15 protein-coding genes and 1 pseudogene are annotated in these 15,716 nt (G+C 73.7%); 7 read left to right on the forward strand and 9 right to left on the reverse strand.

The features are described from left to right. Positions 1 to 26 precede the first annotated feature (26 nt). The 6 genes from D3A60_RS01475 to D3A60_RS01500 form a co-directional block, all read right to left on the reverse strand. Entirely contained in the window at positions 27 to 767 is a 741-nt protein-coding gene (locus D3A60_RS01475; protein WP_119716940.1) for an ABC transporter ATP-binding protein, read from the reverse strand. 104 nt (positions 768 to 871) lie between these two features. Beyond that, the gene (locus tag D3A60_RS01480; RefSeq protein ID WP_119716941.1) at positions 872 to 1,123 is read right to left on the reverse strand and encodes a hypothetical protein; all 252 of its coding nucleotides are present in this window, start codon (positions 1,121 to 1,123) and stop codon (positions 872 to 874) included. Position 1,124: 1 nt separating this feature from the next. Continuing rightward, positions 1,125 to 2,411: an efflux RND transporter periplasmic adaptor subunit gene (locus D3A60_RS01485; RefSeq protein WP_119716942.1), complete on the reverse strand. Its 1,287-nt coding sequence runs from the start codon at positions 2,409 to 2,411 to the stop codon at positions 1,125 to 1,127. A 416-nt stretch (positions 2,412 to 2,827) separates the two neighbouring features. Next, complete coding sequence (locus D3A60_RS01490; RefSeq protein WP_119716943.1) at positions 2,828 to 3,307, reverse strand: tRNA (cytidine(34)-2'-O)-methyltransferase; 480 nt, start codon at positions 3,305 to 3,307, stop codon at positions 2,828 to 2,830. 22 nt (positions 3,308 to 3,329) lie between these two features. Further along, entirely contained in the window at positions 3,330 to 4,037 is a 708-nt protein-coding gene (locus D3A60_RS01495; protein ID WP_119716944.1) for an SDR family oxidoreductase, read from the reverse strand. Positions 4,038 to 4,118: 81 nt separating this feature from the next. Continuing rightward, positions 4,119 to 4,880 (reverse strand): hypothetical protein, encoded by a 762-nt coding sequence (locus D3A60_RS01500; protein ID WP_157981366.1) that lies wholly within the window; start codon positions 4,878 to 4,880, stop codon positions 4,119 to 4,121. 171 nt (positions 4,881 to 5,051) lie between these two features. Here D3A60_RS01500 and D3A60_RS01505 point away from each other — a divergent pair, with 171 nt between their 5' ends. From D3A60_RS01505 to D3A60_RS01515, 3 genes and pseudogenes are all read left to right on the forward strand, one after another. Beyond that, positions 5,052 to 7,976, forward strand: a complete 2,925-nt coding sequence (locus D3A60_RS01505) for a M16 family metallopeptidase (RefSeq protein ID WP_119716946.1) — start codon at positions 5,052 to 5,054, stop codon at positions 7,974 to 7,976. Positions 7,977 to 8,141: 165 nt separating this feature from the next. After that, positions 8,142 to 8,453 (forward strand): annotated as a pseudogene (locus D3A60_RS01510) (DUF4156 domain-containing protein); the annotation flags it as partial. A gap of 241 nt (positions 8,454 to 8,694) precedes the next feature. Beyond that, entirely contained in the window at positions 8,695 to 9,711 is a 1,017-nt protein-coding gene (locus tag D3A60_RS01515; RefSeq protein WP_119716948.1) for a 3-oxoacyl-ACP synthase III, read from the forward strand. A 93-nt stretch (positions 9,712 to 9,804) separates the two neighbouring features. Here the strand turns inward: D3A60_RS01515 and hemB are convergent, their stop codons facing one another. Further along, on the reverse strand, positions 9,805 to 10,800 hold the full coding sequence (hemB, locus tag D3A60_RS01520; RefSeq protein WP_119716949.1) for a porphobilinogen synthase: 996 nt from the start codon (positions 10,798 to 10,800) through the stop codon (positions 9,805 to 9,807). 259 nt (positions 10,801 to 11,059) lie between these two features. Between hemB and D3A60_RS14425 the strand changes: the two genes are divergently transcribed. Both D3A60_RS14425 and D3A60_RS01530 read left to right on the forward strand, forming a co-directional pair. Continuing rightward, positions 11,060 to 11,428, forward strand: coding sequence for a hypothetical protein (locus tag D3A60_RS14425; protein ID WP_157981367.1), 369 nt, complete (start codon positions 11,060 to 11,062; stop codon positions 11,426 to 11,428). Continuing rightward, on the forward strand, positions 11,421 to 13,049 hold the full coding sequence (locus D3A60_RS01530; RefSeq protein WP_157981368.1) for a PA domain-containing protein: 1,629 nt from the start codon (positions 11,421 to 11,423) through the stop codon (positions 13,047 to 13,049). Before D3A60_RS14425 ends, D3A60_RS01530 begins: the two co-directional genes overlap by 8 nt. A gap of 92 nt (positions 13,050 to 13,141) precedes the next feature. Here the strand turns inward: D3A60_RS01530 and D3A60_RS01535 are convergent, their stop codons facing one another. After that, positions 13,142 to 13,390, reverse strand: a complete 249-nt coding sequence (locus D3A60_RS01535; RefSeq protein WP_119716952.1) for a hypothetical protein — start codon at positions 13,388 to 13,390, stop codon at positions 13,142 to 13,144. A 48-nt stretch (positions 13,391 to 13,438) separates the two neighbouring features. Next, positions 13,439 to 14,452 carry a chorismate transformation FkbO/Hyg5 family protein gene (locus tag D3A60_RS01540; protein WP_119716953.1) on the reverse strand — a complete coding sequence of 338 codons (1,014 nt, stop codon included), beginning with the start codon at positions 14,450 to 14,452 and terminating at the stop codon, positions 13,439 to 13,441. A 226-nt stretch (positions 14,453 to 14,678) separates the two neighbouring features. Between D3A60_RS01540 and D3A60_RS01545 the strand changes: the two genes are divergently transcribed. After that, entirely contained in the window at positions 14,679 to 14,948 is a 270-nt protein-coding gene (locus tag D3A60_RS01545) for a phosphopantetheine-binding protein (protein WP_119716954.1), read from the forward strand. 52 nt (positions 14,949 to 15,000) lie between these two features. After that, positions 15,001 to 15,693: a COG4648 family protein gene (locus D3A60_RS01550; protein WP_119716955.1), complete on the forward strand. Its 693-nt coding sequence runs from the start codon at positions 15,001 to 15,003 to the stop codon at positions 15,691 to 15,693. The last annotated feature ends 23 nt before the right edge of the window (positions 15,694 to 15,716 follow it).

Raw genomic sequence — 15,716 nt, forward strand, 5'->3', positions numbered from 1 at the left:
GCCTCCGGGGGCGGGTGCGGCTCGGCTCAGGCCGAGGCGATGGACGGGGCGGCGGCGGGCTGCGACGCGGCATCGCGGGCGCGCAGCAGGCTCGGCTCGAGCGCCAGGTCGGCGGCCATGCCGTCGACGATGTGCACGTTGCGCTGCGCGCGCGCGGCCAGCTCGGGGTCGTGGGTGACCATCACGATCGTCGTGCCGGCGGCGTTGATCTCCTCGAGCAGCTCCATCACCCCGCGCGCCATCTGCGAGTCGAGGTTGCCGGTCGGTTCGTCCGCCAGCAGCAGCCGCGGGGTGCCGGCCAGCGCGCGGGCGATCGCGGCGCGCTGCTGCTGGCCGCCGGACAGTTCCGCCGGGAAGTGCTTCATGCGCGAGCCCAGCCCGACCTGCGACAGCGCCTTCTCGATGCGCGCGCGGCGGTCGGCCGCGCTCATGCCGCGGTAACGCAGCGGCACGTCGACGTTGTCGAACAGGTTGAGGTCGGGGATCAGGTTGAAGCTCTGGAAGATGAAGCCGATCTTGCGGTTGCGCAGCTTGCTGCGCGCATCGTCGGACAGGCCGCGCACGTCCTCGCCGTCGAGCTTGTAGACGCCACCGGTGAAGTCCTCGAGCAGGCCGGCGATGTTGAGGAACGTGGTCTTGCCCGAGCCCGACGGGCCGGTGACGGCGACGAACTCGCCCTCGCGCACGTGCAGGTCCAGCGAGCGCAGCGCGTGCGTCTCGACCAGTTCGGTGCGGTAGACCTTGGAAACGGCTTGCATGTGCAGCATGGCGGGGCTCCGGAAAGGGGTCGGCGGGGCAGGACGAAAGCGGGAAGAAGCGAAAGCGGGAGTAGCGCCGCCGTGGGGGGTGGCGGCGCCGGGAAGGCGGTGGCTCAGCCGCGCACGCGCAGCTGCGCCGGCAGCGCGGCGTTGGCGCGGTAGCCGCCGAGCCAGCCGCGCCGGCGCGGGGCCGGGTGGTTGGCGCAGGCGGCGTCGACCTCGCGCAGGGCGTCGAAGTCGATCAGCTCGAACAGCCGCAGCGGCACGGCGTCGGCCAGGTCGCGGGCGTTCCAGCCCGGTGCGAACGGGAAGCCGGCGGTCGCGTCGGCGGGGAAGGCAGTGACGGTGGGGATCGACGTGCTCATTTCATTCTCCCGAGATGCGGACCTGCGCGGCGTCGCCGAACTGGTCGCTGCCGGCGACCACGATGCGGTCGCCGGGTTGGACGCCGTCGAGCAGTTCGACGGCGTTGAGGCTGGTCGCGCCGGTGCGGATCGGGCGCTTGATCGCGGTGCTGCCGTCCATGACGTACGCGCTATTGCCGCCGCCGAGCTCGACGAACGGGCCGCGCTCGACCATCAGCACGTTGCGGCGCGTGTCCAGCAGGATCCGCGCGCTCATGCGCTGGTTCTGGCGCAGGCCGCGCGGCTGCGCGCCGGTGAAGCGCAGGCGGCCGCGCACTTCGCCGTTGACGACCTCGGGCGAGATCGACGACAGCGCGGCCTCGAACGTGCCGGCGTTGCCGGTCAGCTGCGCCGGCATGCCGATCGCCAGCTCGCGGGCGAAGCTCTCCGGCACCTGGATCTCGACCTCGAACACGCCCAGGTCGACGACGCTGAGCACCGGCGCGTTGGCCGCGAGGTTGGCGCGCTGCGCGGCGAACACCTGGCCGACCTGGCCGTCGAACGGCGCGCGCAGGGTCAGCGCGTCGACCTGGCGCTGCAGCTCGGCGACGACCGCGCGCTGGCGGTCGGCGACCAAGCGCTTGTTGCGCAGGTCGAGGCCGGCGCCGCGGCCCTCGAGGCCGAACTCGGTGCGCGCGTGGCCGAGCGCGTACTCGGCCTTCTTCAGCGCGTCCTGCGCGCGGGCGACATCGATCTGCGCGACCGCGCCGCCCTCGAACGCACGGCGGTTGCGCTCGAGGTCGCGCTCGGCGGCCTCGCGGTCGATCACCGCCTGGTCGAGCGACTTGCGCGCGTTGGAGCGGGTCATCTGCGCGTCGAGCACCGCGCGGCCGGCCTCGGCCTCGAGGCTGGCCAGCGTCGCCTGCTCCTGCGCGAGCGCGCTGCGCAGCTCGGGGCTGTCGATCTCGGCCAGCGCGTCGCCGCGCTTGACCGCGTCGCCGGCGACGACCTTCAGGGTCACGGTGCCGGCGGCGATCGCGTACAGGGTCGGGTTGTTGGCGGCGATCACCCGGCCCTCGGCCGAGATGTCGCGGACCAGGTCGCCGCGGGTGACCTCGGCGATGCGCACGCGGCCGGCGTCGAACGAGCGGGCGCCGGCGCTCCAGCCGCTGAACAGCCACGCTCCGACCAGCAGCACCGCGCCGACGCCGGCGCCGGCGAGCACGCGCTGGCGGCGGGTGCGGCGGCGCGCGTCGGCGGGGGCCGAGGCCATCGGGCGGTCCTGTCCGGAGGTGTCGCGAATGCTCATCGGGGTCCTGTGTCGTGTGTGCGGGCCGCAGCCCGGTGTTACACAGGTCAAAGCACGAGTCGTGCCAACCGGTAACGCATTGATCCTGCTGGATTTACAGGGGCGGACGCGGTGTCCGGCCCGGCCGCGGACGCGTCCGCCGGACGCGGCGTCCGGGCGGCGTCGACGGGGACGCGAACGGCCTCGACGGGGTCATCGACCCCATGCGATGGGGTCGCGGACTGCCTCGATGGGGTCATCGACCCCATGCGATGGGGTGCCGGACTGCCTCGATGGGGTCGTGGACCCGATGCGATGGGGTGGCGGACCGCCTCGATGGGGTCGTCGACCCCATGCGATGGGGTGGCGGACTGCCTCGACGGGGTCGTCGACCGCATGCGATGGGGTCGCGCACCCCATCGACGCGGTCGCCGGGCTCAGCCGCCGCCGGCGTAGCCGTGCTGGCGCCAGGCCTCGAACACGACCACCGCGACCGCGTTCGACAGGTTCAGGCTGCGGTTGTCCGGGCGCATCGGCAGGCGCAGGCGCTGGGCCTCGGGCAGCGCGTCGAGCACCTCGCCGGGCAGGCCGCGCGTCTCCGGGCCGAACAGGAACACGTCGCCGGCGCGGTAGGCCGGCGTGTCGAAGCGCACCCGCCCGCGCGTGCTCAGCGCGAACACGCGCGGGGCGACGCCGTTGGCCGCCGCGATCGCCGCCAGCGCCGCGTCGAGCGAGTCGTGCACCCGGAGCGTCGCGTACTCGTGGTAGTCGAGGCCGGCGCGCTTGAGCTGGCGGTCCTCGAGCGTGAACCCGAGCGGCGCGACCAGGTGCAGCCGCGCGCCGGTGTTGGCGCACAGCCGGATCACGTTGCCGGTGTTGGGCGGGATCTCGGGCTGGAACAGGACGACGTCGAACATCCGCGCATCGTAGCCGGCCCGCTCACCACGGCACCGGCCGGCCCTGCCAGTCGACGAAGCGGCCGCTGTCGGCCGGCGTCGCCGCGTCGATCACCGCCAGCAGCCCGGCCGCGGCCTCGTCGGCCGGCACCTCGGCGCCGGCCCCGCCCATGTCGGTGCGCACCCAGCCCGGGTGCAGCGCCAGCACGACGATGCCGCGCTCGGCCAGCGCGCGGGCCAGCAGCGCGGTCGTCATGTTCTGCGCGGCCTTGGCGATCGCGTAGCTCGGCGTGCGGAACGCCTCGACCGCGGCGATCGAGCCCAGCCGCGACGACACGTTGGCCACGGTCGCGCCGTCGGCCAGCTGCGCGGCGAGCGCCTGCGTCACCAGGAACGGACCGCTGGCGTTGGTGCGCAGGCTGTCGTCGAGGTGCTCGGCGGCGACGTGGCCGAAGCGTTCGCCCGCATGCAGCACGCCGGCGTTGTTGACCAGCAGGTCGATGCCGTCGAGCACCAGCGGCAGCTCGCGCGCGAGCTCGGCGATCGACTTCGGCGCGGCGACGTCGAGCGGCAGCACGTGCAGGCGGCCGGGGTGCTCGCCGGCGAGGCGGTTGAGCTCCCCGGCCCGGCCCGGGTGGCGGCACGTCGCCAGCACGTGGCCGCCGCGCGCCAGCAGCGCCCGGGTGAAGGCCAGGCCGAGGCCGCGGTTGGCGCCGGTGACGACGCAGCGCGCGTGGGGACGGACGGTCATGGCGGGCTCCCGCGGGGCGGAGGCGGCCACTGTAGGCCGGGCGCCGCGACGCCGCGGTGTGGGCGGCGTTTCCGCTGCGCGCTACGACCCCAGCGTGCAGCGCGCCAGCGGCTCGGCGCCGGCGGCCTGCAGCGCGGCCGGCGCGACCGCGCGCGCCGGGTCGGCGAAGTCGATCCGCGCCTTGACCTGGCGGCCGCGGTCGTCGCGCACGTTGGTGACGCCGCTGAAGCGGCGCAGGCTGCGGTCGCGCGCGTCGTAGGCGACGTCGAGGCTCGGCGCCACCGCGCCGAGCAGGCCGTCGAGCTTGAGCCGGAACGTTTCGACCGGCGTGTCGCCGAGCCGCGCGCGGCCGGCGCTGCGCACCTGGAAGCCGAGCGCGCGGCCGAACGCCGGCACCACGAACGACAGCGGCTGCGGCCGCCCGGCGGCCAGCGCGTCCCAGCGCGCGCGCAGGAATTCGTCGAAGCCGGCATCGGCGACCAGCGTGCCGGTCGGCGCCGGCAGCGCGGCGGTCTTGGCGCCGCTGTACACCGACGCGGACGCGCCGCTGCGGCGCAGGCCCTCGCGGTAGTCGCTGCGCACGTCCTCGAAGCTGAACTCAGGCGCGGTACGCGAGCGCCGGTAGTCGACGCGCTTGCGCGCGAACGCGATGCCGGACGGACAGCGGTACAGCACCAGCCGCTCGAGCGGCGCGGCGCCGTCGCTGCGGATCCAGTGCTGTTCGCGGTAGAGGAGTTGCCCGCTGGCGAGGTCGCGTGCTTCGCCCTCGACGAAGCGCAGATCGGCTAGGACGGGACCGCTCGCGCCCGCGAGGGCGACCAACAGCAGAACCGAGGGGCGCACGCGAACCTCGCCAACGGGAACCATGCCCAGCTACGGGGCCTCGCGCGCAGCGGATGCACACCGCGCGGGGGGACTGATGGCCTAGTGCCCGGCCCGCGGGCCGCCGCTACGATGCGGGCTTCGCCCGCGGCACCGCCCGGGCTCGTTCGTCCTCGTTCGTCTGGAGTCGCCATGCCTGCACCGATCCGTCCCCGCGCGCTGATGCGCGGCAGCCTCGCCCTGGCGCTCGCCGCCGCGCTCGGCACCGTCGCGCTGGCCCCGTCGCCGGCGTTTGCCGCCGCGCCGGCCGCTGCCATCGAGATCCCGTACGAGCAGTTCACCCTGCCCAACGGCCTGCGCGTGATCGTGCACACCGACCGCAAGGCGCCGATCGTCGCGGTCAACGTCTGGTACCACGTCGGCAGCAAGAACGAGCAGCGGGGCCGCACCGGCTTCGCGCACCTGTTCGAGCACCTGATGTTCCAGGGCAGCGAGAACCACGACGGCGAGTTCTTCGCGCCGTTCGAACTGGTCGGCGCGACTGACCAGAACGGCACGACCAACCAGGACCGCACCAACTACTTCCAGAACGTGCCGACCACCGCGCTGGACATGGCGCTGTTCATGGAATCCGACCGCATGGGCCACCTGCTCGGCGCGATCGACCAGGCCGCGCTCGACGAGCAGCGCGGCGTCGTGCAGAACGAGAAGCGCCAGGGCGAGAACCAGCCGTACGGGCGCCGCATCACCGCGCGCATGTTCGAGGCGCTGTACCCCGAGGGCCACCCGTACCGCTGGCAGACGATCGGCTCGATGGCCGACCTCGACGCGGCCTCGCTCGACGACGTCAAGACCTGGTTCAAGAGCTGGTACGGGCCGAACAACGCGGTGCTGGTGCTGGCCGGCGACATCGACGTGGCGACCGCGAAGCAGAAGGTCATGCGCTACTTCGGTGACATCCCGGCCAGCGCGACGCTGGCCGACATGCCGACCAATATCCCCAAGCGCGCGGCCGACACGCGCGAGACGATCCCCGATCGCGTGCCGCAGGTGCGCATCTACCGCGCCTGGCCGGTGGCCGAGAACGGCAGCCGCGACGGCAACCTGCTGACGCTGCTGAGCCAGGTGCTCGGCGGCAGCGCGGCGTCGCGGCTGGACACCCGACTGGTGCACGGCGACAAGCTCGCCGACAACGTCGGCACCTCGTACTGGAACAGCGAGATCAGCGGCACGTTCTTCATCACCACGACGATCAAGAACCCGGCCGACACCGCCAAGGTCGAGGCGATCGTCGGCGAGGAGCTGGCGCGGCTGCTGAAGGACGGCCCGACCGCGGCCGAGCTCGAGCAGGCCAAGACCGCGATCCGCGCCGAGTTCGTGCGCGGCATCGAGCGCATCGGCGGCTTCGGCGGCAAGTCCGACGTGCTGGCCGAGTGCGCGGTCTACGCCGGCAAGCCCGACTGCTACCGCGACGACCTCGCGGTGCTGATGGCCGCGACCCCCGCGCAGGTGCGCGACGCCGGCCGCAAGTGGCTCGGCGCCGGCTCGCACACGATCGTCGTCGAGCCGAGCCAGACCCCGGCCTCGTCGCTGCCGGAGGCGGCCAGCGCCGCGCCGGCCAAGGCCCCGGCCGCGCTGCCGGCGCCGGACCCGAAGTTCACCACGGTCGCGTCCGACGTCGACCGCAGCGCCGGCCCGCCGACGACCGAACGCTTCCCCGACCTGACGTTCCCGGCGCTGCAGCGCGCGACGCTGTCCAACGGCATGCAGGTCGTGCTGGCCGAGCGCCCGGAGGTGCCGGTGGTGCAGATGTCGATGGAGTTCCCCGGCGGCTACAGCGCCGACGTCGGCCGCAAGCTCGGCACCGCCAGCTTCGCGATGTCGATGCTCGACGAGGGGGCCGGCGAGTACGGCGCGCTGCAGCTGGCGTCGCGGCAGGAGGCGCTCGGCGCCAACATCGGTGCGAGCGCGGGGCTGGACAGCGCGTCGGTCGGGCTGTCGGCGCTGAAGGACAAGCTGGCCGAATCGCTGGACCTGTACGCCGACGTGCTGCGCCGCCCGCGCTTCGACGCCGCCGAGCTCGAGCGCGTGCGCGCGACGTGGCTGGCCGGCATCAAGCAGGAGAAGGCGCGTCCGCAGACGGCGGCGCTGCGCGTGCTGCCGCCGCTGCTGTACGGCGAGGGCCACCCGTACGCGATCCCGTTCACCGGCAGCGGCACCGAGGCGTCGATCGCGTCGCTGACCCGCGACGACCTGGTCGCGTTCCACCGCGACTGGCTGCAGCCCGAGCGCGCGCGGCTGGTGGTGACCGGCGCGACCACGCTGGCCGAGATCGTGCCGATGCTCGAGCAGCGCTTCGGCGACTGGAAGAGCGCGCCCGGCGCGCCGGCGGTGCGCGCGGTGCCGGCCGTCGCCCGCCCGAACGCGTCGCGCGTGTTCCTGGTCGACCAGCCCGGCGCGATCCAGTCGAACATCTACGTCAGCCAGGTGGTGGCGCCGACCGGCGACGCGTCGACGATCGACTTCGACTTCGCCAACGGCGTGCTCGGCGGCGAGTTCTCGTCGCGGCTCAACATGAACCTGCGCGAGGACAAGAGCTGGGCCTACGGCTCGTACAGCAGCGCGACCAACACGCTGGGCCAGCGCCCGTGGATCGCGTCGGCGGCGGTGCAGAGCGACAAGACCGCCGAATCGGCAGCCGAGCTGCGCCGCGAGATCACCGCGTTCACCGACGGCACCCGCGCAATCTCCGCCGACGAGGTCGCCAAGATCCGCGCCAGCAACACCCGCAGCCTGCCGGGCGCGTTCGAGACCGCCAGCGCAGTGCTCGGGCAGATCAGCAGCAACCTGCGCTACGGCCGGCCGGACGACTACATCGTCCGCTACCAGGCGCGTAACGAGGCGATGACCCCGGCGCTGGCGCAGGCCGCGGCGAAGGCGATCGACCCGAAGGCGCTGACCTGGGTGATCGTCGGCGACCTGGCCAAGATCGAGCAGCCGGTGCGCGCGCTGGACCTCGGCACGGTGCAGGTGATCGACAACGACGGCCGCCCGGTCACGGGGCGCACGGCGGCAGCCGCAGCGGCAGCCGAGGCGAAGCCCGCCGCCGGCAAGTAACGGCGGCCCCGCGGCGGGCGCCGGCCCGGGTCATCGCCGGTTCAAGCGGCGGCGGCCCGCGGCGGTGACAATCCAGCGCTGCCGACGGCGGCGGGCCCCTGCGGCCCGCCGTCGTTCCATCCGCCGCCCGGACCTTCCCAGGCGCGCCACCAACCGAGGTGCCCGATGCGCATTGCCGTCCCGACCGTCCTCGCCCTGTCGCTGCTGTCCGGCGGCTGCACGTGGGTGCACATGGCCCCCGGCGCGTCGTCGGTGCGGGTGCTCGCACCGGGCGCGGCGCCGGCCGGCTGCGTGCGCCGCGGCGAGATCGCGGTGTCGGTCAAGGACCGGTTGGGCTTCTACGAGCGCAACGACCTGCGCGTGCGCGAGGAGCTGGAAACGCTGGCGCGCAACGAGGGCCCGGGCCTGCAGGCCGACACCGTCCAGCCGCTGGCCGAGCCGCGCGACGGCGAGCAGCGCTTCGCCGCGTACCGCTGCGACGGCACGGCCGCGACCGCGCCGCGCGCGCCGTCCGCGCCGCCGTCGTCGGCGCGGACCCACCCGCTCGGCGGCTGAGCGGCGGCGGCGACGCCGCCGAACGGCCTCGCGTCGAAACTGAACGGCACTCTCCGCCGGCCTGAACCCCGGCCCGCGCGGCGCGGCGCGGACCATACCCCGGCGTGCGCCCTGCCCGACGACACGTTAACCTTGCGTGTTCTTTCGATTCCGGGTCATGCCCATGCTGTTCCAACACGTCGCCATCGCCGGCCTGGCCCACATCGACGCCCCGCGTCGGCTGGGCTCCGACGAGATCAACGCCCGGCTCAAGCCGACCCTGGATCGCCTCGGCATCCGGACGGACGTGCTCGGCGACATCGCGGGCATCCACGCCCGGCGCCTGTGGGACGGCCCGATGCAGGCATCGGACGCGGCCACGCTGGCCGCGGTCAAGGCGCTGGCCGACGCCGGCATCGAGCCCGAGCGCGTCGGCCTGCTGGTCAACACCTCGGTCAGCCGCGACTACCTCGAGCCGTCGACCGCGTCGATCGTCAGCGGCAACCTCGGCCTGCCCGACACCTGCCAGAACTTCGACGTCGCCAACGCGTGCCTGGCCTTCATCAACGGCATGGACATCGCCAGCCGGATGATCGAGCGCGGCGAGATCGACTACGCGCTGGTCGTCGACGGCGAGACCGCCGACCTGGCCTACGAGAAGACCATCGAGCGCATCACCCGCGCCGACGTCAGCGAAGTCGACTTCCGCAACGAGCTGGCGACGCTGACGCTGGGCTCCGGCGCGGCGGCGATGGTGCTGGCGCGCAGCGAGCTGGCCCCGGGCGCGCCGCGCTACAAGGGCGGCGTGACGCGCGCGGCGACCGAGTGGAACAAGCTGTGCCGCGGCAACCTCGACGGCATGGTCACCGACACCCGGCTGCTGCTGATCGAGGGCATCAAGCTGGCGACCAAGACCTTCCAGGTCGCCAAGCAGAAGCTCGGCTGGGTCGCCGAGGAGCTCGACGAGTTCGTCATCCACCAGGTCAGCAAGGTCCACACCGCCGCGTTCACCAAGGCGATGGGCATCGACCCGAAGAAAGTCCTGACGATCTTTGCCGAGCACGGCAACATCGGCCCGGCGTCGGTGCCGATCGTGCTGAGCAAGCTGCGCGAGATGGGCCGGCTGAAGAAGGGCGACCGGGTCGCGCTGCTCGGCATCGGCTCGGGGCTGAACTGCTCGATGGCCGAGGTCGTCTGGTAACGCGCCCGCGTCCCCCGCGGACACGAAAAAGCCCGGTCTCGCGACCGGGCTTTTTCATGCGCGACGCGTCCGTGCGGGTCGCCGCATCGGCCGTCAGCGCGACTCGCGCAGCCAGCGCGCCGCGTCGAGCGCGAAGTACGTCAGCACGCCGTCGGCGCCGGCGCGCTTGATGCTGGTCAGCGCCTCAAGCGCGCAGCCGCGCTCGTCGAGCCAGCCGTTCATCGCCGCGGCTTTCAACATCGCGTACTCGCCGCTGACCTGGTAGACGAACGTCGGCACGCCGAATTCGTCCTTCACCCGGCGCACGATGTCCAGGTACGGCAGGCCCGGCTTGACCATCACCATGTCGGCGCCCTCGGCCAGGTCCTGCGCGACTTCGTGCAGGGCCTCGTCGGAGTTCGCCGGGTCCATCTGGTAGGTGCATTTGTTGCCCTTGCCGAGCGCGGCCGCCGAGCCGACCGCGTCGCGGAACGGTCCGTAGAACGCGCTGGCGTACTTGGCGCTGTAGGCGAGGATGCGGGTGTGCACGTGGCCGTCGGCCTCGAGCGCGGCGCGGATCGCGCCGACGCGGCCGTCCATCATGTCGCTCGGCGCGACCACGTCGGCGCCGGCGCGCGCGTGGCTCAGCGCCTGCTTGACCAGCGCTTCGACGGTTTCGTCGTTGACCACGTAGCCGCGCTCGTCGACGAGGCCGTCCTGGCCGTGGCTGGTGTAGGGGTCGAGCGCGACGTCGGTGATGACGCCCAGCTCCGGGAAGCGCGCCTTCAGCGCGCGCACCGCGCGCTGGCACAGGCCGTCGTCGTCCCAGGCGGCGACCGCATCGAGCGACTTGGCTTCCGGCGCGGTGACCGGGAACAGCGCCAGCGCCGGCACGCGCAGTTCGCACGCGGCCTCGGCCACGCGCAGCAGCTCGTCGACCGACACCCGCTCGATGCCGGGCATCGACGCGATCGGCGCGCGGCCGTCCGGCTCGTGCACGAACACCGGGTAGATCAGGTCGTCGGCGGTCAGGACCGTCTCGCGCATCAGCCGGCGCGAGAACTCGTCGCGGCGCATGCGCCGCGGGCGGACGTGGGGGAAGCTGCTCATGCCGCGCATTCTACGACGCGGCCCGCGCGGCGCCGGCCCGGTGCGCCGCGATGCTGCGTCGCAGCGATGCGCGGACCCGCGTCGCACAAGGCCTGCAGCGCTGCACTTGCGCCCGCGCGCCGGGCGGGCGCATATGGACGCGTCCCGGACGGGGGGACACCCAAATCGACGACGCCGCGGTGGCCGCCAGGCCCCGTGGATGTCGTTGTCTTCCCGACGCGCCGGCGTTTCGCCTGCGCGCCTTCCACCTGGAGGCTCCATGTCACCCATCAGTCATCTGCGCACCGCGGCCCTCGCGGCCGCCGTATCGGTCGCGCTCGCGTCCACCGCCTTCGCCGCGCCGCCCGAGGTCCATCCGGGCAAGGGCAAGCTCGCCTCGTCGTTCGTCCGCGGCGACGCCGCGTCGCGCGCCAAGCCCGTCGTGCTGCCGCAGACCGAGCGCGAAGCGCTCGCCGAGCGCCGCGTGATCAGCGCCGACATCGTCGAGATGCAGCTGCCGGAAGACCGCATCGTCAACCTCGCCGCGGTCCGCCGCGCCGACGGCAGCGTCGCCGTGGGCCACGTCGACCTCGATGCCGCCGATGCGCACGTGCACGTCGCCCCGAAGCAGGAGGTGGCCGGTGAATAAGTCGACCCTGCGCCGTTCGGCGCTCGCCTGCGCCGCCGCCCTCGCCCTGTCGGGCGCCGCGTCGGCCGCCACGATCATCCCGGTCAACGCCGATCCGGCGGGCCAGGGCCTCAACGACATGACCCCGGCCGCGCCGGCCGGTGGCAACCCGGGCACGACGGTCGGCGAACAGCGCCGCATCGCGTACCAGTTCGCCGCCGACCTGTGGGGCTCGGTGCTCGACAGCCCGGCGGAGATCCGCGTCCAGGCCAGCTTCGCGCCGCTGCGCTGCGACGCCACCGGCACCGTGCTCGGTTCGGCCGGTGCGGGCGTGATCTACATCCTCAGCGGCGGTTCGGCGCCGCCGACGCTGTACCACGGCGCCCTGGCCGACGCGCTGGTCGGCAGCGACCTGCAGAACGGCACCGGCGTCGACGTGGTCAGCCGCTTCAACGCGTCGTACGGCAACACCAACCCGGACGGGACGCCGTGCGCGCCGGGCGCGGGCTGGTACTACGGCCTCGACGGCAACACCCCGGCCGGGCTGACCAACTTCCTGAACGTGGTCATGCACGAGATCGCCCACGGCCTGGGCTTCTCCGGCTTCGGCAACGTCAGCACCGGCGCGCCGCTGGCGGGCTTCCCGGACGTGTATTCGCAGTTCGCGTTCGACAACAACACCGGCAAGGGCTGGTACGAGCTCGACAACACCGGCCGGCGCCTGGCCACGATCGGCGGCAACGTCGTGTTCCGCGGCCCGACCGTGACCGCGCAGGTGCCGCTGGTGCTCGGCGAGAAGATCGCCGTGCGTGCCAGCGGCAACGCCACCGGCAACTTCGACTACGGCACCGCGCAGTTCGGTCCGGAAGCCACCGGCGCGAACTTCAGCGGGTCGGTGGTGCAGGTCAATGACGGCAGCGCGTCGCCGTCGCTGGGCTGCGCGGCGTCGCCGGCCGGCGCCTATGCCGGCCAGATCGCGATCGTCGACCGCGGCACCTGCGCGTTCGAGATCAAGGTCAAGAACGCCGAGAACGCCGGGGCCATCGGAGTGATCGTGGCCAACAACGCCGCCGGCACGATCAGCATGGGCGACGACGCCACCGTCGCGGCCACGATCCCGGCGCTGATGGTGTCGCTGGCGGACGGCAACACGATCAAGGCCGGCCTGCCGGGCGTGAACGTCGCGCTCGCGCCGATCCCGGGCGTGCGCGCCGGCGCCGACGCGGCCGGTTTCGCCCGCCTGTATGCGCCGAACCCGGTGCAGCCGGGCTCGTCGTTCTCGCACTACGACACCTCGGCGAACCCGAACCTGCTGATGGAGCCGGCGATCACCCGCTCGCTCGCCGCCAACCTCGACATCGACCTGACCCCGGCGCTGTTCCAGGACGAGGGTTGGACGCTGATCGGCGGCAACGCGAAGATCGGCCAGTGCGACACCGGCGTGCCACTGGTGGAGGCCGGTGGCGCAATCGTCGGCGCCAGCGTGCAGGCCTACGACCGCCTGTGCCAGGCGACGACGGCCGACAAGAGCGCCTACCAGGCGTGCATCACCGGCTACAAGGACCGGCTGGACGCCGCGGGCCTGCTCGAGGGCAACCAGGGCGGCCGCATCGCCAGCTGCGCGGCGAAGCGCTTCAAGTAATCGCCGCCGGCGGTGCGACAAACGAAACGGGCGCCGGCATTGCCGGCGCCCGTTTTCTTTTGCGGCTCAGCGGTGGCGGGCGCGCGCGCCGATCAGACGATGCCGCCGCCGAGGCTGAGCCGGGCGATGCCGACCAGGATCACGATGCCGTTGAGGACCAGCCCGGCCTTCGCGCGGCCGCGGCTCTCCGGGCGGGTGAAGGCGATCGCGATCGCGGCCAGGATCGCGCCGATCGACGCGAACGGAATCACCAGCCAGTTCATCGCGCCGAGCAGCGGGATCAGCGCCAGCACCATCCACAGCATCGCGACGATGCCCCACAGCAGGCTCAGCAGTCCCATGGCGCACGACCTCCGGATTCGACAGCGGCCACGATAGCGCGCCGGCGTTCAGCCGTGGGCGCCGTCGACCTCCAGGCGCAGCTCGCGCCGGCACACCGCCGCGTGCAGCACCAGCCGCGGCACGTCGGCCGGCAGGCGCCGCTCGAGCAGCCCGGCCACGGTCGCCAGTTCGTCGCGCTCGCGCACGTACGCCTTGATCGGCGAGCCGGCACCGAACGCCGCCGGCAGGCCGGGCCGGCGCGCGCGCGCGGCGGCGACCAGCGTGTCGAGGTTGGCGAACGTCTCGTCGAACTGTGCGGAGACCGAGCCGGCGTGGCGCGATTCGTGGCCGGTGATCGCGGCGGTGCCGGACAGCAGCAGCGGCATCGCCGGCGAAGCCGGCAGCATCGCGCGGGCGAAGCTCGGCGGCTGCGGGCCGTACTGGCGCGGGTAGCGGTAGGCGCTGACCTGGCGCGGGTTCTCCAGCGGCGTGCCCGGCTCGCGCGCGGCCAGCCAGTACACCTGCAGCCGGCGCACGCCGTCCACGCGGCCGATCGCGGTCGCCGCCGGCAGCCGGTGCACGTCGACCTCGCCGAGCCCGCGCGCGCGGCCGACGCAGAAGCGCCGGTAGCGCTCCTCGTCGCCGTCGCCGACGGTGATCCCGTCGAGGTAGTTCCACACCCGCAGCAGGTGCGGGTAGCCGTGCGCATCGAGCGCGGCGACCAGTCGCTGGTAGCTCGCCACCGCGGTGGCCTCGATGTCGCTGTCGCGGTCGCCGGTGGTGCCGCCGGTCGGCTCGTCGAGTTCGATCACGCCGAACATCAGCGCGCCGTCGCAGGCCCAGGCGACGTCGGCGTCGCGGCCGCGCGCGACCGGCCCGGCGCTGCGCCAGACCTCCAGCGGCGCCGGGCCGTACGGCTCGAGCGCGACGCGCACGTAGCGCGGGTCGTCGCTGGCCGGCGCACTGGCGCCGAAGCCGATCGCCGCGAGCACGCGGTCGTCGGCGAGCACGCGCGCCGGGTCAGCGTCGACGTAGCCCATCGCCAGCCGCGCCGGCGCCGGGTGGACGCTGACGGCGCTCATGCGGCGGGCACCACGGCGGCCACCACGGCGTCGGCCGCGGGCGGCACGGGGGCGGCGACGGCGCGCGGACGCTGCGTCGCGGAAAAGGTCGGGGTCATCGCGAAATGATAGCCCGGCGGCGTGAGCGCTCCGGCGCGAGGCGGCCGCGCCGGGCGCGGCGCGGTTGCGCGGCGGCGCGCGATGCCGGATCGTGGCGCCCTTGCCCGTGCCGTGGAACTCCGCCCCGATGTCTGAACAGAGCAATGCCGAACGCGAACTGGCGACCCTGCTGGTCGAAAGCCTGAACCTCGAGGGCGTCGAGCCGGCCGGGATCGATCCGGAGGCGCCGCTGTTCGGTGACGGGCTCGGCCTGGACTCGATCGACGCGCTCGAGCTGGCGCTGGCGATTTCCAAGCAGTACGGCTTCCAGCTGCGCTCGGACAGCGACGACAACCGCCGCATCTTCGGCTCGCTGCGCGCGCTGTCGGCGCACGTCGAGCAGCACCGGGCCAGCTGACCGTCCGCGCCGCGCCGGGCGACCCGGCGCGACGCCTCCCGCCCGCGCTTCCGTGATCCTCCTGCTGCGCATCGCGTTGGCCGCGGCGTACCCGCTGCTGGCGCACTGGGCGAGCCACCGCGGCGACGGCGCGTCGGCCAGCGTCGCGCTGCTCGACCTCGTGCTGGTGGTGCTGCTGCTCGCGCTCGCGCGCGGCCGGCCGGCCGCGTGGCTGGCGCTGGCCGGCGGTGCCGCCGCGCTGTGGGCGCTGGCGCCGACCGGGGTCCCGCAGCTGCTGCTGCTCGCCCCGCCGGTGCTGTTCACCGCGCTGGTCGCGTGGTGGTTCTGGCGCAGCCTGCGCTCGCCGCGCGGCGCTCTGATCACCCGCATCGTCTGCGCGCTCGAGGCGATGCCGGCCGATCGGCTCGCGCCGGACCTGCTGCGCTACACGCGTCGGCTCACCGCCGCGTGGGCCGGGCTGCTGGCGCTGGTGTCGCTGGCGAACGCGACGCTCGCGCTGCTCGCAGTGCCCGGCGGCGTGCTCGCGCGCCTCGGCCACCCGCCCGGCGTGCTGGCGATCGCGCAGACCCAGTGGTCGCTGTGGGCGAACCTGGTGAACTACGGCGTGGTCGCGCTGTTCTTCGTCGGCGAGTTCGCGTTCCGCCACCGCCGCTTCCCGCAGCGCTCGTACCGCGGCTTCCCCGACTTCGTGCGCCAGCTGGCGCGGCTCGGGCCGGCGTTCTGGCGCGACTTCCTGCGCGGTTGAGCGCGACGCGCGCGGCCCGTCGC

This window comes from Cognatilysobacter tabacisoli (assembly GCF_003586305.1).
In the GTDB taxonomy this organism is placed as follows: Bacteria; Pseudomonadota; Gammaproteobacteria; order Xanthomonadales; family Xanthomonadaceae; genus Cognatilysobacter_A; species Cognatilysobacter_A tabacisoli.